15 protein-coding genes are annotated in these 21,746 nt (G+C 37.6%); 5 read left to right on the top strand and 10 right to left on the bottom strand.

Annotation, left to right across the window (positions count from 1 at the left end; genetic code table 11):
• Positions 1-95 precede the first annotated feature (95 nt).
• On the bottom strand, positions 96-2,681 hold the full coding sequence (gene mutS, locus GQR56_RS09115) for a DNA mismatch repair protein MutS (RefSeq protein WP_166110591.1): 2,586 nt from the start codon (positions 2,679-2,681) through the stop codon (positions 96-98).
• Between the two features lie 21 nt (positions 2,682-2,702).
• Between mutS and GQR56_RS09110 the strand changes: the two genes are divergently transcribed.
• On the top strand, positions 2,703-3,191 hold the full coding sequence (locus GQR56_RS09110) for a nicotinamide-nucleotide amidohydrolase family protein (protein WP_166110588.1): 489 nt from the start codon (positions 2,703-2,705) through the stop codon (positions 3,189-3,191).
• A 68-nt stretch (positions 3,192-3,259) separates the two neighbouring features.
• Complete coding sequence (recA, locus tag GQR56_RS09105; RefSeq protein WP_024591486.1) at positions 3,260-4,303, top strand: recombinase RecA; 1,044 nt, start codon at positions 3,260-3,262, stop codon at positions 4,301-4,303.
• A gap of 613 nt (positions 4,304-4,916) precedes the next feature.
• Here the strand turns inward: recA and GQR56_RS09100 are convergent.
• Together GQR56_RS09100 and GQR56_RS09095 are read right to left on the bottom strand one after the other, a co-directional pair.
• Entirely contained in the window at positions 4,917-7,025 is a 2,109-nt protein-coding gene (locus tag GQR56_RS09100; protein WP_166110585.1) for a TonB-dependent siderophore receptor, read from the bottom strand.
• A 557-nt stretch (positions 7,026-7,582) separates the two neighbouring features.
• On the bottom strand, positions 7,583-8,752 hold the full coding sequence (locus GQR56_RS09095; RefSeq protein ID WP_024610660.1) for a DcaP family trimeric outer membrane transporter: 1,170 nt from the start codon (positions 8,750-8,752) through the stop codon (positions 7,583-7,585).
• Between the two features lie 446 nt (positions 8,753-9,198).
• Between GQR56_RS09095 and acs the strand changes: the two genes are divergently transcribed.
• A complete protein-coding gene (gene acs, locus GQR56_RS09090) occupies positions 9,199-11,139 on the top strand; it encodes an acetate--CoA ligase (protein ID WP_166110582.1) in 1,941 nt (646 codons plus the stop codon).
• Between the two features lie 96 nt (positions 11,140-11,235).
• The gene (locus GQR56_RS09085; RefSeq protein WP_024610662.1) at positions 11,236-11,886 is read left to right on the top strand and encodes a response regulator transcription factor; all 651 of its coding nucleotides are present in this window, start codon (positions 11,236-11,238) and stop codon (positions 11,884-11,886) included.
• 85 nt (positions 11,887-11,971) lie between these two features.
• On the opposite strand, the gene purU is transcribed toward GQR56_RS09085, so the two are convergent.
• Positions 11,972-12,802, bottom strand: coding sequence for a formyltetrahydrofolate deformylase (gene purU / locus GQR56_RS09080; protein WP_166110579.1), 831 nt, complete (start codon positions 12,800-12,802; stop codon positions 11,972-11,974).
• Positions 12,803-13,002: 200 nt separating this feature from the next.
• Positions 13,003-14,889, bottom strand: a complete 1,887-nt coding sequence (locus GQR56_RS09075) for a hypothetical protein (protein ID WP_024610664.1) — start codon at positions 14,887-14,889, stop codon at positions 13,003-13,005.
• Between the two features lie 192 nt (positions 14,890-15,081).
• Here GQR56_RS09075 and GQR56_RS09070 point away from each other — a divergent pair, with 192 nt between their 5' ends.
• On the top strand, positions 15,082-16,056 hold the full coding sequence (locus tag GQR56_RS09070) for a DNA topoisomerase IB (protein WP_166110576.1): 975 nt from the start codon (positions 15,082-15,084) through the stop codon (positions 16,054-16,056).
• Positions 16,057-16,091: 35 nt separating this feature from the next.
• Here the strand turns inward: GQR56_RS09070 and pelG are convergent, their stop codons facing one another.
• Genes pelG through GQR56_RS09045 form a run of 5 tightly spaced genes read right to left on the bottom strand, consistent with a single transcriptional unit; the run spans position 16,092 to position 21,744 of the window.
• Positions 16,092-17,456 carry an exopolysaccharide Pel transporter PelG gene (gene pelG / locus GQR56_RS09065; protein ID WP_024610614.1) on the bottom strand — a complete coding sequence of 455 codons (1,365 nt, stop codon included), beginning with the start codon at positions 17,454-17,456 and terminating at the stop codon, positions 16,092-16,094.
• Complete coding sequence (gene pelF / locus GQR56_RS09060; RefSeq protein ID WP_024610613.1) at positions 17,444-18,961, bottom strand: GT4 family glycosyltransferase PelF; 1,518 nt, start codon at positions 18,959-18,961, stop codon at positions 17,444-17,446. The genes pelG and pelF overlap by 13 nt, the downstream gene beginning before the upstream one ends.
• Positions 18,954-19,937 (bottom strand): hypothetical protein, encoded by a 984-nt coding sequence (locus tag GQR56_RS09055; RefSeq protein ID WP_024610612.1) that lies wholly within the window; start codon positions 19,935-19,937, stop codon positions 18,954-18,956. Before GQR56_RS09055 ends, pelF begins: the two co-directional genes overlap by 8 nt.
• Positions 19,934-21,232, bottom strand: coding sequence for a PelD GGDEF domain-containing protein (locus GQR56_RS21700; protein WP_166110573.1), 1,299 nt, complete (start codon positions 21,230-21,232; stop codon positions 19,934-19,936). Before GQR56_RS21700 ends, GQR56_RS09055 begins: the two co-directional genes overlap by 4 nt.
• Positions 21,229-21,744: a hypothetical protein gene (locus GQR56_RS09045; RefSeq protein WP_024610610.1), complete on the bottom strand. Its 516-nt coding sequence runs from the start codon at positions 21,742-21,744 to the stop codon at positions 21,229-21,231. Before GQR56_RS09045 ends, GQR56_RS21700 begins: the two co-directional genes overlap by 4 nt.
• Between the last annotated feature and the right edge of the window lie 2 nt (positions 21,745-21,746).

Raw genomic sequence — 21,746 nt, 5'->3', positions numbered from 1 at the left:
TTTTATGCTTAAATACCAACCTGCATAAATATTTGAACAATTTAACGAATTAAATAAATCCTATATATAAGTAGATTGGTATAAATAAAGCAAATTTAAAGCAGTGCTTTTAACTTATATAACAAATCGTGCGCTTGGCGTGGCGATAAATTATCAGGGTCGATAGCGCTTAACTGCTCTTCTACTTCTGAAGGTGTACTTTGTGCAGCTTCGTTATTAAAAGTAAATGCTTGTTGTTCTGTATTTGGTGCAGTAACGCTTTGATGATTTTCGAGTAACTTAAGTTTTTGTTTCGCTTGTGCAATAACAGCTTTTGGCACACCCGCAAGAGCAGCTACCTGCAAGCCAAAGCTTTTACTTGCTGCGCCATCAAGTACTGTGTGCATAAAGGCGATTGTATCGTTATGTTCTATTGCATCAAGATGTACATTTACAAGACCAGTGGTTTGCTCTGCAAGCTCTGTTAACTCAAAGTAGTGTGTAGCAAACAATGTTTTAGCTGATATTTTTGACGCTAAATGATCGGCTGTTGCATATGCAAGCGAGAGCCCATCGTAGGTACTTGTACCGCGACCAATTTCATCCATTAATACCAAAGACTGCGCTGTGGCATTATTTAAAATAGTCGCTGTTTCGGTCATTTCTACCATGAAGGTTGAGCGACCTGATGCTAAATCATCGCTTGCACCTATACGTGTAAATATGCGATCAATATTACCTATTTTAGCGCTGTCTGCAGGTACGTAACTGCCAATGTGAGCCATTAATACAATAAGTGCTGTTTGGCGCATATAAGTTGATTTACCACCCATATTTGGACCCGTAATAATGAGCATTTTACGCTGGCTGTTTAACTCAACAGGGTTGGCAATAAACGGTTCTTTCATTACTTGTTCAACAACGGGGTGACGACCTTGCTTAATGCTTATATTGTCGTTATCGCACAGTTCTGGTTTTGCATAATTTAATGCAAATGCACGCTCAGCTAAATTGTTTAACACGTCTAAGTCAGCTAATGCTGCTGCCATCATTTGCAGCTGTTCAATATGTGGAGCAATAAATCTAAACAACTCTTCGTATAGTTGCTTTTCAAGTGCAAGTGCTTTTGATTGGCTGCCAAGTACTTTATCTTCGTGCTCTTTAAGCTCAGGAATAATATAACGTTCGTTATTTTTAAGCGTTTGGCGACGAATATAGTCGGCTGGCACTAAGTGGGCATTGGCGCGGCTTACTTCAATAAAAAAGCCATGTACGCGGTTATAACCAATTTTAAGCGTACTAATACCCGTGCGTTCGCGTTCACGTAACTCTAGTTGATCAAGTACATCGGTTGCACCTTTACTTAAATTACGCCATTCATCAAGCTCACTGTTGTAACCTGGGGCAATAACGCCACCGTCACGAATTAGTACTGGTGGATTTTCTATAACCGCACGTTCTAATAATTCTTGTAAATCAGGGAGCTCAGGCGAGTGCTTGATAATACCCGTAATACGAGGATCGTTAGCATCACCTAACAAAGTGTGTAGTGGCGCAAGTGCTTGTAATGCGCTGCGAAGGCGAGTTAAATCGCGCGGGCGAGCTGTGCATAAAGCTAGGCGTGCAATAACTCGCTCTACATCACCAATCTCTTTTAATGATTCGTGTAATTCACCGCACAGTTGTACATCTAAAATAGCGCTAATTGCATTTAAGCGTGAATTTAGCTCGTCTTTATTGCGTACAGGTGTATGAATACGGCGCTTAAGTAAACGAGAGCCCATAGGTGTTGCTGTTTTATCAAGCACTTGGGCAAGTGTGTTTTCAAAACCACCTGATAGATTAACGGTAAGTTCTAAATTTTTACGAGTAGCGGCATCTAAAATAACAGCGTGTTCGTTGTGCTCAAGTGTAATTGCACGAATATGTGGTAATGCAATACGTTGTGTATCTTTTACGTACTGCATTAGGCAACCTGCAGCAACAAGCGCACTATGGGCTTTATCAACACCAAAGCCAACTAAATCTTTAGTACCAAACTGCTCGCATAATAAGTGTTGCGCGGTGTCTAAATCGAACTCCCACTCAGGGCGGCGGCGAGCGCCTTTTATATGTTCAATTAGATGAAAATTTTCAAAGCTTTCGCTATACAGAAGTTCTGCTGGTGATAGGCGCTGAATAGTTGAGCTAAAGGCTTCGTCGGTGTTAACCTCTACAACGTTAAAGCGACCAGAGTTAATATCGAGGTACGCAATACCGTATAGACCTTTTTTACTTTGCCAAACGCTGGTAAGTAGATTGTCTTGTCGTTCTTGTAGCAAGGCTTCATCTGAAATAGTACCTGGCGTTACAATACGAACAACTTTACGATCGACAGGACCTTTACTAGTTGCAGGGTCACCAACTTGTTCACAAATAGCAACTGATTCACCCATTTGAACTAAGCGTGCTAAGTAGTTTTCTACCGCATGATAAGGCACGCCAGCCATAGGGATAGGATCGCCGCCAGCTTTACCGCGATGAGTTTGCGAAATATCGAGTAGTTGAGCGGCGCGTTTTGCGTCGTCAAAAAAGAGTTCGTAAAAATCGCCCATACGATAAAACAATAAAATATCGCGATGCTCTGATTTTATTTTTAGATACTGCTGCATCATAGGGGTTTGCTGTTTTATAGTGTGTGGTGCATAAAGATCAAACGACATGTATTTACCCAAAGGCTGAATATGGAATTACATCAAGAGATTAAAACACTTGCTGCGCAATTAGGCGCTATTTTAACGGATAAATGCTTATGGATCACTAGTGCTGAATCATGTACTGGTGGCGGAGTGAGTTATGCACTTACAGATACGCCCGGAAGCTCTGCTTATATTGACCGCGCATTTGTGACTTACAGTAACCAAGCAAAGCAAGACTTACTAAATGTAAGTGCCAGTACATTAGCGCAATTTGGTGCTGTGAGCGAGCAGACAGTACGTGAAATGGCACTAGGTGCAATTAAGGCAACAAACGCAAATATATCTATAGCTGTATCGGGTATTGCAGGACCTGGCGGGACAACTGAAGGTAAACCAGTGGGGCTTGTGTGGTTTGGCATACAAATTAATGACAAAGTACTGACCTATAAACAAATATTTACCGGCGACAGGGCTCAAGTAAGGCTGCAAGCTATTGTATTTGCATTAAAAAGTGTAATAAATGAGATAAAATAATAAAATTAGCTTGATACTGTAATTTCATACAGTATACTTGTTTGCATTAGCCGGATTTGGAGAACAAAATGAACGATAACAAACAAAAAGCGTTGGACGCAGCACTATCACAAATTGAACGTCAATTTGGTAAAGGCTCAATTATGAAATTGGGTGATAACAAAGCGTTAAACATTGAATCTGTATCTACAGGCTCATTAGGTATTGATATTGCTTTAGGCATAGGTGGTTTACCTATGGGACGTATTGTTGAAGTATACGGACCTGAGTCATCTGGTAAAACAACGCTTACTTTACAAGTTATCGCAGAAGCACAAAAAGAAGGCAAAACATGTGCCTTTATTGATGCTGAGCATGCTCTAGATCCAGTATATGCCCAAAAATTGGGTGTAAATATAGATGAATTATTTGTATCTCAACCAGATACAGGTGAGCAAGCACTAGAAATTTGTGACATGTTAGTACGCTCAAGCGCAGTAGATGTTGTTGTAATTGACTCGGTTGCTGCACTAACACCAAAAGCTGAAATTGAAGGCGACATGGGCGACTCGCACATGGGCTTACAAGCACGTTTAATGTCGCAAGCATTACGTAAGCTTACTGGTAACATTAAACGCTCTAACACGTTATGTATTTTCATTAACCAAATCCGTATGAAAATTGGTGTTATGTTTGGTAACCCAGAAACAACAACGGGTGGTAATGCACTTAAGTTTTACGCATCGGTACGTATTGATATTCGTCGTATTGGTTCTGTTAAAGAAGGCGATGAAGTTGTTGGTAACGAAACTCGCGTTAAAATTGTTAAAAACAAAGTAGCGCCGCCGTTTAAACAAGCTGAATTTATCATCATGTATGGTGAAGGTATTTCTAAGCAAGGCGAGCTAATTGACCTAGGCGTTAAGCATAAAATTGTTGAAAAAGCAGGTGCTTGGTATAGCTACTGTGGCAACAAGGTTGGCCAAGGTAAATCTAACTCAATTAAGTTTTTGAAAGAAAACCCAGAAATTGCAGATGAGATTGAAGGCAAGTTACGCGAAATGCTTTTATTAAAAGCAACTATTGAACCAGATGATGGTGAAGATAAGTTGGGCGATGACGCTGATCTTTAACAGCCTCAAAATGAGTTTTTAAGCTTGATTTGACCCGAGCTTTAAAAAGCGTTAATCAGTAATGATTAGCGTTTTTTTGTTATTAAAAACTTAAAGCTGATAAAAATAAAAACGACACATTAAAAATGTGTCGTTTTTTAATTTAACCTATAAAAATCTACGGTTACATCGCGCATGAGTAGGCACTGTATTAGTAATTACTATACTAAATGAAGAGCAGAGCGATCATACGCTATACGTTTTAATCAGATAAAAGCATTCTTTAGGGCGTGTTGATCTTTGTGGATTAAAATTTGTTCAATCTAGGGGCGGTTAAATCGCGGCGTGAGATTTGTAACCTAGTGGACTAAGTAAAAATCGAGCAAAGCTTCCGCGTCCTGCTCACGCCCCTTACCTACATCCATGTAGGCAACAAAGAGTTAATCGTCCCTAGAAAGAACCCAAATGGCAGCGCATGTTTGATATTTATGCTGCGTTATCGGCTATTTATGAGGAATAACCACACTATATAGGCTCTGCCTTGCCTAAAAACCAAACATGTTGCTGCAAATTTAACCACCAAAGATAAACACGCCCTAATAGTTAAAGAATGCGACCTAATTAAAATAGAACTTTAAAAGCGATAAGTTAAGCTAACTTTACCGCTAATAGGAGAGCCATAAAAACCAACATTGGCTAAGCTAGTAATATGTTTTTCATCTGTAATGTTATCAATGTTAGCTTGAATTGATAAGTCTTCGCTAGCATCCCATCGAGCAAATGCGTTCATAAGTAAATAAGAATCCTGCTTAACATTGCTGGCTATATTTTCTGTTTTTGATTGCCATTTACCGGCTAAACCAAACTGAAACTCAGGTAGCTGAGGCAGCGTATAATCTAATGAAAAATTAACAACATTTTCAGGTTCCCATTCATGAGAACTGTCGCCTGCGTCATCATTTATATCTAAGTATGTATATGCAAATACAGCATTTAGATCATCAGTTATGTGTCCGGTTAATTCTAATTCAAAGCCTTGGGTATCTTGATCAGCTCCTTTATAGTAAGTAAATCCAGATGCGTTTAGCCCTGCATAAGTTGCAATATTATCTTGTTTTGCACTAAATACGGCAAAGGTTGCAAGTAGTTGATCATCAAACCATTGAGTTTTCACTCCAACTTCGTAATTAACACCTTTACTTGGATCTAAAAATTTACCATCGTAATCGTATTGCTCTTGTGGCTGATAAATATCGGAATAGCTTACATATACATTAACATCATCATTAATTGCATACGTTGTTGCAAGGTAAGGGCTTACCTCACTTTCATCATTATCTATATCAACGCCTTGGCTAAAGCCTGTGCGCTCATAATCGATAGCGTTAAATCCCGCAATAACAAATAAGTCACTTGTTAGGTTTAATTTAGTAGAACCAAAAAAACGCTTCAAAGTAACATCAATATCAGCATACTTAGTTCGTTCACCCCAAATAGGCTCAGCAATCGCATCTAATGCGTATGGAAAAGCAGGCGCTAAACCATAAGCTTCATTTGTTGCTGCATCGTAAGAGTTAGTAAAAGAGTAAGATGTACTTTGTGAAATACTACCACCAAGCATTAACTCATGCTCTTGGCCAAACAAGCTGTACTCACCTTTAGCTGTTATATCAAATAAATCAGCTGAGAATTCTGTATCATATCGTCCAGGAATACTGACTAAACCTAAATTAGTTTCACTATCAAACATTCCATAAGCGTCATAAAGGTAAAGTAATTTACTTTGATCTTCTGAGTCTTGGTAATTATAAGTTGTTTTAATTTCCCAGTTATTATCGAATACATAAGTATATTCAATAAAAGCTGTGGTATTAAGAGTATCCCATTTAGTCCACTCTTGGGTTGTACTTGTACTTACATCCCATTCTGCTTGTGTGCCATCGGCATATGAAAGTGGTAATCCTCCCCACATGGTTCCATCTGTATTCGCATCTTGATGTGAAGCACCAAATGAAAGTGTTGAATTACCAGTAAGTTGTCCATCAACTACAGCAGAGAAGTAAGTACGATCGTTTTCTAAACCATCAAGGTATGAATCAGAACCTTCTGCAGCACCAACAACACGTGCAGCCCAACTACCAGAATCTGTTAACAAAAATGAATAATCAGCTTGTAAGCGCTTTAAACCATAAGTACCTACAGAAATACCTACTTCACCTTCATTCTCATTTGTTGGGCGTTTTCGAACATAATTAATAGTACCAGCTGCATTACCAACGCCTGTTAATTGCCCATTTGCACCACGAATAACTTCTATTTTTTCATAACCGTAGCTTTCCATAGCACCAGTAACAAGACCCCAGTTATTAGGTAGACCAACACCATCAACTTGAGTACTTTTAATATCAAAACCACGAGACGTGTATCGTGTGCGGTTAGTTTCACCTTGTTCTACAGTAATACCCGTGGCCATTTTCAATGCGTCATTAATACTATTTGCTGCAAAGTTTTGAAGTTGCTCTGCGCCAATTACACTAATAGATTGTGGTGTTTCGTTAAGCTCCATAGTTAAACCGGTAGCACCTTGGCTAACTCGATCTTGACGTACACCTACTATTAATATTTCTTCCATTTGTTCATTGTTATTTTCAACTATATTTTTAGTTGATGTTTCTTGTGCTTGAGCTGAAAAACCCATGGCTAAAACTAATGAAGAAAGTGCAAAAGTGCGATTGAGTTTCATGTTTTCCCTTAATTAATATTTAATATTATTTGAGTTTATTTAAATAATAGCCATATTCTACTATTTAGAATTAACAAACTCAAACAAAAACTATTATCATTTACAAGCGTATTTGCATCTAGCTAATGGGGATAGAATAATCTGTTAATAGTATTATTCGATATTGTTTATAAAGTGGGCTATGGGTTGCTGGGCTTTATTTGAATTTTTTATGGTGTTGGCGATGCATTACTATTTTTAATTTTCTTTTAATTTTTCTGTAAATAGACAATTAGACAAGATTAGAGACTTAGATTAAATAAGTATAAAATTTTAGGGTACGGTAAGATTTTTCAATAGACTTGAATGAAGTGTATAACTCAATTTAAATTGTATTTATTTGCAATTTAGCTTTATCGCTATTACTCATAATCATGCTGTTTTATAGGATTTTAGCGACGTACAATAAATTTATAGGTATAAAATTAAGATCTTTATTAAGCGAATAGAAAAATTTAAATAGAGTTATAAAAAAAGCGACCGAGGTCGCTTAAGGAAGTAATTAGATTTTTAGCTAATTAAAAAGAGTATTTAACAGAGAATTGTAAACGGTCTAAGTCGCCATCAACGCCACTTTCAGTTTCACGCTCAGCATGTTTTAGTTCAGCGCCAAACGTTAAACGTTTAACTGGAGAATATAAAATGTTGGCACTGTAGCTTTGGCTCGATTCAGTCGGATCGCCAGAAATTGAAAGTAAATCAGTGTTGTTGTCAGCAGAGAAGAACGAGTATAGGAACGTTGAGCGCCATTTACTTGTCCATTTATGTTGGTAAGCGACAAAACCAGATGTAGAGTCGATTGCATCTAAGTCATCGCCATTAAGTACCGCACCATGTGCCACATTTAAACCTACGTAACGACCTAAGCCTTTACCTTGGGTAAGCATAAATTTAATGTTGTCTTCGCCAACGTTTACTTTACCTGATGCACTCACACCGAACGATGTTTCGTCAGCATCAATTCCGCCTACTTTATAAGTAAGTTGACGAGCTAGTGCTGCAACAACAATGTTACCCCAATCAGCTTTATGTGTGTAACGTGCTGTAAAATCAGGTAGTGATGCATCATCAGTCGCAACACGTGTTCCGCCAGCAGTCGTTATTGTGCTTTCTGGGTTTTCTAATGAGAAAGACCATGCGCCTGTAGTATATTTAATTTGAGATTGGCGAATAAATACAGTGCCTTCAGCTGGACCTACAAAATCAAGTGTTTCAGCAAGCGCACCTACATTTTGAAAATTTGACCATGTTTGACCAAATAACCAGCCATCGTATGTTACATAGGCGTGGCGAATACGCGGTGCATATGAATTTGAAACACGTTCGTTACCGCCTGCAGCAGAAGCTAAAAAATCAATCTCAATTTTAGTATTAACGGTTTTACCATTATCCATTACTGTGGCTGTACCAAAGTTAAAGCGAGATTCACGTGCATGCATATCAAATACAGCATCAGAGCTGTTATCGTCGCCAACAGTTAGTGTGCTTGGCACATAAAAATCACGACCTACGTTTGAACCATCAGGAGCACCTGCTGAATAATCACTCCACATAGAGTCGAGTTTAATATATCCACCGTAAGTGAATTCTGTATCACCAATTTTAGCTGCTGTGGCTGCATATGCTGTGCTTGAAAGAGCACAAATAACAGCGCTTGCTGCAAGTGTTTTTAACGGGGTAAATTTCATTGTGGTGTCCTTTATTTAGGCTACTTGTTGTTTGTTACTTTTTTATTCGTATATTTGTGTTGCTTGCTACGAGCATTATTTACGAATAAATAGAAGCTTACTGATTTTTATTGCTCAATATACATTTTGTTTTCATTAGTTAAATAAAATAATTAGATTTACTAATATAAAATAATTAACTTATGCAGTAGGAATACTGTTAAATATGTATGATATTTACTCAATTACCTATTGGTCTATAAGACTAAGGTTTAGGTATAGAGTAGTTAGTGTTCACTTATATTTAACGCCTTGTATTTTTTATGTAAAACTATTGAGCGCAGAGGGATTATAAACTACAAAATGGTAATTTGAAGGGGTGTACAACTAAGGTCTAATACTTAATAAATCACTGCTGAGTAATCCTTGATAGGAGCCTAAGGCAAGTAATTTAAATGGAGACTAAGATGTCACAAAGTATCTATCCTGTTCCTGCGCACATTAAAGACGCAACACTCGTTGATAAAAATAAATACAATACGATGTACCAACAATCAATTAATGACCCTGAAAGTTTTTGGGGTGAGCATGGTAAACGTCTAGATTGGTCTACACCATATTCAATTGTTAAAAACACGTCATTTGACAAAGGTCACATCAGCATTAAATGGTTTGAGGATGGCTATCTTAATGCATCGTACAATTGTATTGACCGTCATTTAAAAACGAAGGCAGATAAAACAGCGCTTATTTGGGAAGGTGATGATCCATCTCAAAGTGAAAACATTACTTATCAGCAATTGCATGATGAAGTAGCTAAGTTTGCTAACGGCTTAAAAAAATTAGGTGTTAAAAAAGGGGATCGCGTCGCTATTTATATGCCAATGACCCCACAAGCCATTTATGCAATGCAAGCATGTGCACGTATTGGTGCTATTCATTCTGTTGTATTTGGTGGTTTTTCACCTTCAGCTATTGCCGATCGGATTAGAGATTCGGGTGCTAAGGTTGTTATTACTTCAGATGAAGGGCGCAGAGCAGGTAATTGCGTTCCATTAAAAGCAAATGTTGATGAAGCTGTATTACAAGATTCGGTAACAACTATTGAGCACGTTATTGTACATCAGTTAACGGGTGGCGAAGTTGATTGGCATGATCACGATATTTGGTGGCATGATTTAGTTGCTGATTTACCAGCGCAATGTGAACCAGAACCAATGAATGCCGAAGACCCACTGTTTATTTTATATACGTCAGGCTCTACAGGTCAGCCAAAAGGTGTTGTACACACAACTGGCGGTTATTTAGTTTACGCTTCGATGACTCATGAATACGTATTTGATTTAAAAGATGATGACGTATATTGGTGTAGTGCCGATGTAGGTTGGATCACGGGTCATAGTTATATTGCATACGGACCACTGGTTAATGGTTGTACACAAGTTGTATTTGAAGGTGTACCAACATATCCAACCGCAGGTCGAATGGGTGAAATAGTTGATAAACATGGCGTTACTATTTTATATACAGCTCCTACTGCAATACGCGCACTGATGGCTAAAGGCGATGAGCCTATTGCATCATCTAATCGCGATAGTTTACGTATTTTAGGTTCAGTAGGTGAACCAATTAATCCAGAAGCTTGGACGTGGTATTACGAAAGTATTGGTAAATCGAACTGTCCGATTGTTGATACGTGGTGGCAAACAGAAACTGGTGGCATAATGATTACGCCTTTACCTGGTGCAACTGATACCAAACCAGGTTCTGCAACGCATCCATTTTTTGGTATTGCTCCAGCATTATATGACGCAGAAGGTACTACTCTTGAAGGCGCAGTAGATGGTAACTTAGTTATTTTAGATAGCTGGCCATCGCAAGCTCGTACGGTTTATAACGATCATGACCGTTTTGAACAAACTTACTTTAGTGCGTACCCAGGTGTGTATTTTACGGGTGATGGTTGTCGTCGTGACGAAGATGGTTATTACTGGATCACAGGGCGCGTTGATGACGTACTAAACGTATCAGGACACCGATTAGGTACTGCTGAAATAGAAAGTGCACTCGTGTCGCATGAAGCTGTTGCTGAGGCTGCTGTAGTGGGTTACCCACACGATATTAAAGGTCAGGGCATTTATGTTTATATTACGCCAAATGAAGGTGTAACAGTAAGCGATGAGCTAACTAAAGAAGTACGTAATTGGGTACGTAAGCAATTAAGCCCAATCGCATCTCCAGACATGATTCAATGGTCACCAGGACTGCCTAAAACGCGTTCAGGTAAGATTATGCGTCGTATTTTACGTAAGATTGCAGCAAATGAGCACCAACAGTTAGGTGATACGTCAACGCTTGCTGACCCGTCGGTCGTTGATGAACTTATTGATAATCGATTAAATCGTTAAATTCGCGTTAAAAGCTTGATTATAAGTTGATTCTAAACGTAGTATATCGGCTGTTGCTTAGGAATAAGTACCAGCCGAATTTTTTAGGAGTAAACCATGAGTCAGTTTTTGATAGCGGACGACCATCCGTTATTTCGTGAAGCACTAAAGGGCGCATTGAGCGTAAAGTTTGAAGGTTTAGAGGTTTTTGAATCATCAGATTTTGACAGCACATTGCAGGTGCTAAGCGAGCAAGAAGATCTTGATATTTTACTGCTAGACCTCCACATGCCCGGTAATGGTGATTTGTATGGTCTTATTCGTATCCGCGAAGAATATCCAAGTTTACCAATTGCCGTCGTTTCGGGCAGCGAAGATGCTAATATTGTATCTAAAGTAATGGGTTATGGGGCTATGGGTTTTATTCCTAAGTCATCTTCATCCGATGATATAGCCAATGCTATTAACCAAATACTTGAAGGCGATACTTGGCTACCTGTAGAATTAAAAAATAAAGTAGCTGAAATTGAAAGTGAAGACAGAGAAATTGCAGCGCAAGTTGCCTCTCTTACGCCTCAGCAGTATCGTGTTTTACAGTATTTACACGAAGGCTTACTCAATAAACAGATAGCGTATGAATTACACATTTCAGAAGCGACTATAAAAGCACATATTACCGCTATTTTTAGAAAACTGGGTGTATACAACCGCACGCAAGCTGTACTTATTGCCGCTAAATTAAAATTAGAACCTATCGAGCAAACGTAAGCTAAATTTAAGCATTAAAAAAGAGGCAGAAGCCTCTTTTTTAATGCTTAAATTTAATGTGTAATGCTCAGCTAAACATAAATATTTAACTAAAGACGACTGTTTTATTACCATTAATAAACAGTTTGTGTTCTGAAGCAAGTTGCAACGCCTTACAAAATACTGTTTTTTCTACGTCTTTACCCATCTTAGCCATCATTTCGGCAGTATTTGCATGCGTAACGTTGGTTACATCTTGCAAAATAATAGGTCCTTGATCAAGTTCATTATTAACAAAGTGAGCGGTAGCGCCAATAATTTTTACGCCGCGTTCAAATGCTTGATGATAAGGCTTAGCTCCAATGAATGCAGGTAAAAATGAGTGGTGAATATTAATTATTTTACCTTCAAAGCGACCCACAAATTCAGGGCTTAAAATACGCATGTATTTAGCTAAACCAATAATGTCGGGGTTATAACTGGCAATTAAATCACCTACTTTTTGATCGTGCTCGCTGCGAGTGAGTCCTTCGTGCGATACAACATGAAACGGCACATCAAACCCTTTGGCTAAAGGCTCTAAATCAGCATAGTTAGCAATTACAGCTAACACTTCAATATTAAGAGTTTGTTCAAATTGCTTTAACAGCATACCACCTAAACAATGTGCTTCTTTAGTTGCAAGTAAAACCACTTTAGTTTTTGCGCCGCAATGTAGTGCAAGTTTAGCGCCTTGTGGTAACGATGCGCGTAGTTGATCTAAAAAGTCGCTTTGTGGCTTACCTGTAAGCTCTGTACGCATAAAAAATCGCTGTGCGTCTTTATCTACAAACTCATTGTTACGCGTAATGTTTAAATTGTTTTTATGACAAAGCCCTGTGATTTTAGCTATTAAGCCTACATCATCAGCACATTGGGTGGTTAGTATATAGCTCATTGTCCTCATTCTTACCCGATGGTTAATGCTTCATTATTTGTGTTTTGGCACATAAAGCAAGGGCTTTGTGGACTAATTCAATATTAATCATGTTGTTGAGTATAAAAGAGGTAATAAAGTTAAAAGGTATTGAATAGAGGTTAATAAAGGATAAAAAAATGCCACCTAATTTAACAAGGTGGCATTTATAAGAAGGTTAATTAAGCCTTAGGCTCAGAAGATAAGTTTTCTTCTTGTCTTAAATATCCGGCAGCTTCTTCGTCATCTTTAGCTATAGCTTGCTGAGAAGGCATAGCGCGCGTTTGCTGGTTTAATTGATGTATTTGTGACGCATTACCTAAATCACGCTCACTGGTGATTGAGGCAATAGATTCGCGGTCTTTCAAAAATGCGATAACATCTTTTTTGATTGCTTGTAATTGACCTTCGTCTTTATGCATTTCCATTATATGGCGAGGGTGCTCAAGGTTTTTCATACCAGTAGCGGCAAAAGTAGTTGAGATAACACGAGAAACGATAATCCAAGGCGTTATGCTACTACGTACTAAGGTGTTTTCTGAGCGGGTGCTATCGTGAATACCAGTACCGGTTGATATTTTAGACTCAGTAAAGGTACCTTCGCATTTAAAGTACACTAGCAGTGATTCAAATTGCATTTCGGCAAAAAACAAGTGGGCAGTGTTCGTAAGTAATTGCGCAAATGCTTTGATAAGTATGCCTACTAGTAATAAGTGAAAGCTTGTCATTAATAGGTCACTAAATTGGACAATATGTTGGTTACTAAATGCTTGTTTAAAGCTATTAATATTTGCAGCATCCATATAATGATAAACATTAATAAGCGAATATGCTAAAAGCACAGTAAAAGTTAGCACTATTATATGAAGTAAGTTACCACTTACTAAAGCAAGTAATCTGGCAAACGTGAAGTTTTTACCTAAATCCATAGAGTGCAGTTTAGGTTGAATTTCTTGGATCATTTCACCTTTAAAACCACCTTTACCTTCAATTTGCTCTTGTAATTTAGGGTCCAACTCTCGATAAACTCTGTTTGGCACTTCTTTGTAGCGACGATTAGCCATTACTAAGTTATCAAGGTTTATAAAAATTTCGTCAGGATGAACAGACTCTTGCCAGTTTTCACGTAGCTCTGATACTTCAGCTGAAGGGGTAACTGAATTTAAACGCGCTTTAATCATAATAAAAGCAAGAGCGCAGCTTAAAGTTGCTAATACAATAATTGCAATTAAGTATATTCCAGCATGAAGACTAGGCAACTGCTCAAGCCAACTATCAACTTCTTGCTTACTAATACGTTGCTCTTTCATTAACCAAGACATAGAAAGACCAATCGCAATTGGTAAAATAAAAGACAAAGAAATAATTTTAGCAAGTGCGCCTGTACCAAGTGCTTCAATGTTTTTTTCAGCATTTCGGGAAATAGGTTTACCAGTAGAGCGCCACGAAAAAAGCACGTAAAACATTAATATACCGCTGTAAACAGGAAATGCTAATTCGCCAGCTTCACCGGTAAAACCAGATAAAGATACAAATGCAACAAGCCCATAAGCAATAAGTGCAACCAATGTACTTACCCATGAGCCAAATAAACGCTGAGCAACATTACGAATAGGGTAAGGTAAAAATAATAACTTAGGGATTAAGCTATGAAGTAAGCGTGATAAAAAGCCATTAGGTTCTTTAAATGTACTATTTTTGCGACCAACCAGCATTTCTTCGAGCGATTGTGCTGTATAAGCGACTTCTTTTTCTTCTTCTTTGGCTGTCGATATTTGTGATTTACTGAAATTATAAGCGAGAGAAGTAGGGTGATTCCTGCCTACAAAATATTTAAGAGTTGCATAAATACCAGCAGATAGAGAGCGAATACCAAATGCTAAAATAAGCATGCCAAAAACCATTAAAATCCAACCAGCGGTTGTATCTTCTTTCACAGAGCCAGCAGCAATAACAAGTATGCTAATACCCACAATAGACTCAATAAGCCCTCTTAGTGCAGTTACTTTACCTTCAAGTTTGAAGGGGTTTTTTAGTCCAAGATCAATCGAACCATAATCAAAAGCCATTGAATGCTCCTTTTTAAACAGCATGCCCATTTAAGGGGAATATGAGCGTATTTATAATAACCAATACACGGAAGTATTTTTATTTTTTTGCTCAACTTTTGATTATATATCAATAAAGTCGTTCAGTTTAAGGTTATTTTAAGGTGATACATTCTACGTTGTGAAATGTACTTTTTAATACAGGGGAGAGAGATGGAGTTAATTTATGTTGATGATAGTTTACCTGGGATTACCCGAAGACAAAAAAATAAGCATTGGCAGTACTTCGATCCTATCGGAAAAGAGCTCAAAAATAAGGAGATTATTGAACGCTTAAATGGGCTCGCATTTCCACCCGCTTATAAAAGTGTATGGTTCTGCCCTGAAGAAAATGGCCATATTTTAGCAACCGGTTACGATAGTAAAGGGCGAAAGCAATACCGGTATCATCCGTTATTTACACAGCAACAAGATGCTAAAAAGTATGAAGCGTGTAGTGTGTTTGGATATAAACTGCCATTACTTAGATCTCAACTAAATGAGGCACTCCAAGGTGATGAGCTTGATTATGAATGTACTTTAGCTGCTGTTGTTAGGTTAATGGATTTAGGTGCACTACGAGTGGGCAATGAACGTAACGTGAAACAAAATAAAACTTTTGGAGCCACAACTCTAAGAGCAAGGCACGCAAAGTTAACCGGTAAAAATATTAGATTAAAATATCGTGCAAAATCAGGTAAAGAAAGGGAAGTAAATATTACAGATAAAGTACTGAGTAGTGTTATTAAAGAGCTGCAAGACTTACCTGGGCAACACTTATTTCAATATATAGAAGAGGGTGAACGTTCTAATGTTACTTCTACTGAGATAAATCAATACATTCAAAATATAATGGGGAATGAGTTTAGTGCAAAACATTTTAGAACATGGCGCGCAAGTGTCGTTGCTTTTAAAGAGATATATGAAGCTAAAGGCGGTATTACATTAAAAGCAATGCTTGATGAGGTGTCATCAAGACTTGGTAATACGCCAACAATTGCTCGAAACTCTTATATTCATCCAGACGTTATTGAGCTTTGTAAGAAAAATGAATTAGAACAAACTCATTGGCGCGAAAATTTTAAATTACCTCGTAAAACAAAATACCTCAGTCGATTTGAACGTGGGTTACTAGATTTTCTAGCTTAATGATAAAGGCTGCAAAGTGCAGCCTTTACAATATGTTATTGCAACATAAAGGTTTCGTATTCTAAGCTTTCAAATTGTCTCGATAGCCAAAACAAACCAATTACTGAGCTTACAATGGTCGCCAAAGCAAAACCATATCCATAAAACTGTGGTCCAAGAGCAACCGATATATAGGTAAGTACAACATTAACGACTAAAAATATGCCCGCTAATACTAATACCGTAAAACGTTTATCGAGGTAAAATAAAATATTTAAAATAGATAAAAATATTACTTGCACGCCTACACCAACAACGTCAATAAATAGAAGCGTTTTATAGTTTGGGTCAATTCCGATAAAGGTGAGTATTTGCTCTCCCCACAATAATAAACAAGCGACGGTAATACCCTGAATTTTAAAAATATCGTATATGCCGCCACGAGCAGTTTGAATCATATTGTCTTTTAAAAGGTAAATTTCTTCGAGTGATGAGCCGCCGCGTATTGCTGTGTAAAAACGGTCGTATTGCTCAACAAAATCGGTTTCCATTTTCACTAAAAATACAGCCATGCCAGGGATAATAGACAGATAGGCTAAAAATATTGGTAAGTCGTAAATAGGACTTGCTCTAAGTGTGCCAATAATTTGAATAGATGTACTTGGTGAGTACCAAAAAATAATTTTATCAGCCCACACACCAATGTTATAAAATAACCCACAGAAAAATAGGCTGTAATACACGTTTTTATTATGTAAAAAATCAAAGCTTATAAGTTTTTCGCCTGGGTAGCGCCTAATAATCATAAATAAAAAGCTAAAAAAGAGTAGTGCTTCACCGGCAAAAAAAGCAAAAAATAACCCGTCCAATTGCCAGTCTCTGAGTAGGTAAGCCAGTAATACCATAAAAGCGTATCCGCTTAACATGGTAATTAAAATTAACCTATACTCTTTCATTCCAGATAAAAATATTGCACCAAGCCATTGATTACATAAGCTAATAAAGGCACCTAAAATAATTATTTTAGTAACTACCGGTATTGGTAAAAATGGCCAAACAGCTAAGCCAACAAGTAGCGCACCTATGGTGGTAATTAGTTGAGCGCCAAGTAAGTTTGGCAGAACTTTGGCTTCTTCTTTTTTAAAAAATAAATCAGCAATAAAGCGGGTGAGCATTAATTGCAAACCACCGGTTAAAATAAGTGATGCTGCCATCATGTAGGTAACAAGCGTTAAAAATTGAATGATCAGTACTTTTGGCAGCACTACGCCTAAACTTAAAATACCAATAAGCATTAAAGCGACTATAGATAATAACCAAGGACCAGAACCTATTAATCCTGCATAACCATATGCTTCAAATACTGAAAGCAGGGTATTCTTTTTGAGAATTTTACGTATCTCAAAACCTATTCCGGCCATGACATTGTATCCTTATAAAGAGTGTCGTATCGTGTAAACATATGACTCTCATCATAAAATGTTTGTACGCGTTTAAGACCGCTTGCCTGGTATTCACGCCATTTTTCATTGTCCATCAGCATATTTGATATTTGTAATGCTGTTTCGCTAGATGAGGCTATTGATACAACTTCACCGGCTTTACCCAATGCTTTATCTTCATCGGTGGAGCCTTCTATTATTTCTCGACATGAGCCCACATCACTTGCAAGCACAGGAACGCCTGCAGCCATTGCTTCTAGCAGTACTAAGGGTTGAGCTTCAGAAATAGACGTTAGTGCAACCAGACCCAACTTAGGGAGTACTTTAGTTATATCTTGCATGCCTAAAAACTTGACGTTATTTTCTAAATCTAAACTGCCTACTAGTAATTGGCATTCTTTATAATATTGCGGGTCTTCTTCATAAGGACCTATAATCCAGCCTTCTATGTTTGGCATATTAGACTGTACTTCTTTAATTGCACGTATGAAGGTTTTTATATCTTTTATAGGCACTACGCGACCAATTAATCCCACTGTTTGCGGAATTTCGTCTGAGCGCTGTGCAAGTGCATCTGTAAAGCGAGACGTTTTAATACCATTGGGAACAACAAATGCTTTCTCTGGTGTAGCACCATCTGTAATTTGTCGTTGTCGGTTTCCGTCGTATAAAGAAATTATTTTATCGGCTTCTTGATAAGTTGTTCGACCAATTTGTTCAAAAAAGCTGATCCACATACGGCGTATAAAGCCCATTTCGGTATTTAAATTTTTACCCAAACGCTGTTCAGAGTCTTTAATCCAACTAGCTTGAATAAGATCTATTTTACGCTCTTTGGTATAAATTCCATGTTCGGTTAATAAAAACGGGGTATTACTTATTACACTAGCACCTGCGCCTAAAAGCCCTGCATAGCCAGTTGATATTGAGTGAATAAGTTTAACACTTGGTAAGCCGCGAGCAATTTCGGCTATTTTAAATAGTGGTTTATACAAGTTGCGATATGACCAGAAAAAGTCGATAAACGATGATTCATCACAATAAGTTAAGTAATACTTTGAAAGCACTTGCCATGATGACTCACTATACAAAAAGTCAGCTTCGTTTATACCTTCTTTTTTAGCAAGGTTTTCAAAGGCAAACTTAAGGAGCTCTGTTGGAATTGGATCTTTACAATCACGAAAATAGTTTTGTAATTGCTGCCAAAATTCAAAGAGTTCTTTTTTATATTTAATACCATGCTTGGCTTTTATTTCGGAGGTATCGTTTTCAACCAAATAATGAACATGTAGTTTTGTTACGTTTTTAGGTAAAGTATATTGAATTTCACCATAATGCTCTGATGCACCACCTAAAAAGATAAGCTCAAAAGTATAATGAGGTAAACCTTCAATAATTTGATGAACCCAGCTCGACACTCCGCCACGTACATAAGGGTAGGTGCCCTCTAAAACCAGTAATATATCGGCGCTTGTTTTAGGCATTCCAATACTCCTGTAAATGACGTAATTCGCTCCCTTTAGCTTGCTCAGGAAGTTCTTCTAAATAACGCTTACAGTCATCTAGTTTGTTCATACAAAAAGCAACTTCGGCTTTATATGGTAAAACATGGCGACGTGCCATACCAAGCTCGGTTGCTTTTGTTAAATGCTCAAGCGCTTGCTCATATTTACCTAGTGATAAACAAAGGCGACCTAAAAAAACAAAGGTAGCTGGCTTTTTTACATACTTAATGCTTTCAAGCGATAATGCTTCGGCTTTTTCTAGTACGTATGTACGTAGAGCACCTTGTGCTAACCCTAAATAACTTAATTCCCAATACAGTTCAGCAAGTTGTTGTTGTAAATTACTTAATTTTGGCTGTTGTGTAATTATGGCTATTTCTTGTTGGTATAAGCCTATTTTTTCATTCAGCTTGGTTTCTTTGCCATCAAGTGTTGAGTAGGCCAATAAACGAATATCATCTTCTAAGTCTTTAAGAGCGAGCTTTAAAATAGGAATCGCCTTTATATCACTCATATGACGAGCAGCCATTACAGCACTCAAGCGTTTGTTGGGTTCGCTGGCATATTTTAAAATCGCTTTTAAACCACCAATTGAATAGGTTGGATTAGCTGAAACGACTCTTGCTTCGAACGGGAGTTCTGGGATTTGATGTTCTTCAATTTCAATTTCATCATTTTTAATTGGTTTACACAAAGCAAAAGTAAGAGCAAATACAACACCAATAATACCAAAAACAGGGAGTGTAAATAATAATAAAAACAACAATAAGGCACTGCTAACGAGTGTGGTTTTATACTTTAAAGGAAACAAAATATAACTAACAAAAGTAAAAAATAGACTTGCTAATGCATGCAATAAAATAGCAATGAGCCAATCAGGTGTATCAAGAATTTCTATTAAAGCAAAATACTCACATATACACCCACATATAGCCGCAATAATTATTCTTATCATGAAAGTGCTACCAGTCTCTTTATATTGTCGTTACTAATAGGAAGCGCCATTTGCTGTTCTATAATTATCTCTAACTCGGCTAAGTTTTTACCTGTACGTTCCTTGCTCCAGCTATCTACGCGAGCAATAAAACCACTTTTCTCTAACTCATCAGTCATCGGCATGAGTAGGAGTAACGTTTGTTTTTCATTATCGTATAAGTAAACATCTAAACCTCGACGAGCTTCGGTCAAATAGTCCATAAGTTGACGAGATTCTTCACTAATTTTATTTGCTTTAATTTTTAATAAATGAGAAGCAATGTTGTAACGTTTGGCTTCTTTATTTGCACGTTTTACTTGTTGAGTAAAATAAGGTGTTTCTTCAATATTCATTACTGGGTTGGTTATTTCATGGCGTAATAAGTCACCAATATGCCCAGCCATAACAGCAAGTAAAGTCAGGGTGTTATCTTTGAGTGCAAAAAACTGTATTTTTTCAACTAAAATAGCAGCGTAAATATTATCGTTCACATCAATAAGTGGAATTGCTATGTGATAATTGCTTATACCTAAAGAAGCTTTAGAGTCTTTAACTGACACAAGTTCTTTTTCTTCAAACATCGCTATTACTAAAGGGTCTGATGTTACCGGCGGATTCATTTTACCAATAACAGCAAGAGGGGATTCTAAAATTTTATTTTTTTCAACTTTGTATAATCCCGCTTTTTCTAATGCACCATACTCTACAAATAAATTAATAATTACGTCGGCGGCACTATCTAGGCGTCTTTCTTTTAGTTTACCAATTGAAGTTCTTACTGCTTGTAATGACTCTCTTAAACTGAGCGTATGACCTGCGAGCATTTGTTCTATACGGTCGTGTGAAGAGCTGATTAAGTGATACTGGCGCGTAAAGGTTTCTAACCTATCAGACACATATTCTAATTGAATACTTTGTTGCTGATTAGTTCGCTCCCATACATCTCTAAATTCACCGGTAATCATAATTGCAATAATATAGCCAATCATAGCGTTAATATTAAACTCGCTTTGAGGCGCTAAAACATTCGCTTGTAAAAGCAGTAGCTGACCAACAAGCAAAACTAATATGCTAATGAAGCCTTTTGAAAAACCATAACGTAAAGCGACTAAAAGTGGTCCTAATACAGGCCACGAAAAACCACCTTGCGTCCAAAAGGGATCCTCAGCATTAAACAGGACAGGCAGCCCTAAAGCCAATGCGGTAAATATAAATACCTCAGCCCATATCTGTAGCTCAGGAACTTCTCTTGGACGAAGGAAATGTGTTTTCACTCACTAACCTCTATATAAGAAATTAAATCGGCAATTACATCCTGTGCAGTTGCTGCAATACTATCTCGACCCCAACCACTTTTAGCAATAGTGCCAGTCCATACTGGAGTTGTTTGCCCATTTACGGTTAGTGATAAAGTAAGTGCAACTACTGGCTCGCCATCAAGACCTGCTTTATAACGCCACTCTTCGATACTGCCGCTAAGTACATAATCAGCTTGTTGAGTGCTTAACCATTGCATTGCGTTATCTAAACGGTATTGATCGTCAAGTGGTGGTAATTCTTTATTGTTATTACGTGGTGCACGAATAAGCGTTGGTAACTTATTTTGCTGCCAAATACTGGCTAAAATATCTTCTGCGCGTTCACCTGCAAGCGGTGTCTGAGCATGATTTACAAGTGGTAATAAAGCCACTGTTGTTGACGAACTAAGCTCTACATCATCTGCTACTCTACTTGTAGTACAAGCCGATAGCAGTAAAACTAAACATGGTATAACTAAGCGAAACATAT

The organism is Pseudoalteromonas sp. Z9A5, assembly GCF_011378875.1.
In the GTDB taxonomy this organism is placed as follows: Bacteria; Pseudomonadota; Gammaproteobacteria; order Enterobacterales; family Alteromonadaceae; genus Pseudoalteromonas.
Note: the sequence above shows the minus strand (reverse complement) of the source record. Positions and strands in the feature narration are given on the sequence as shown.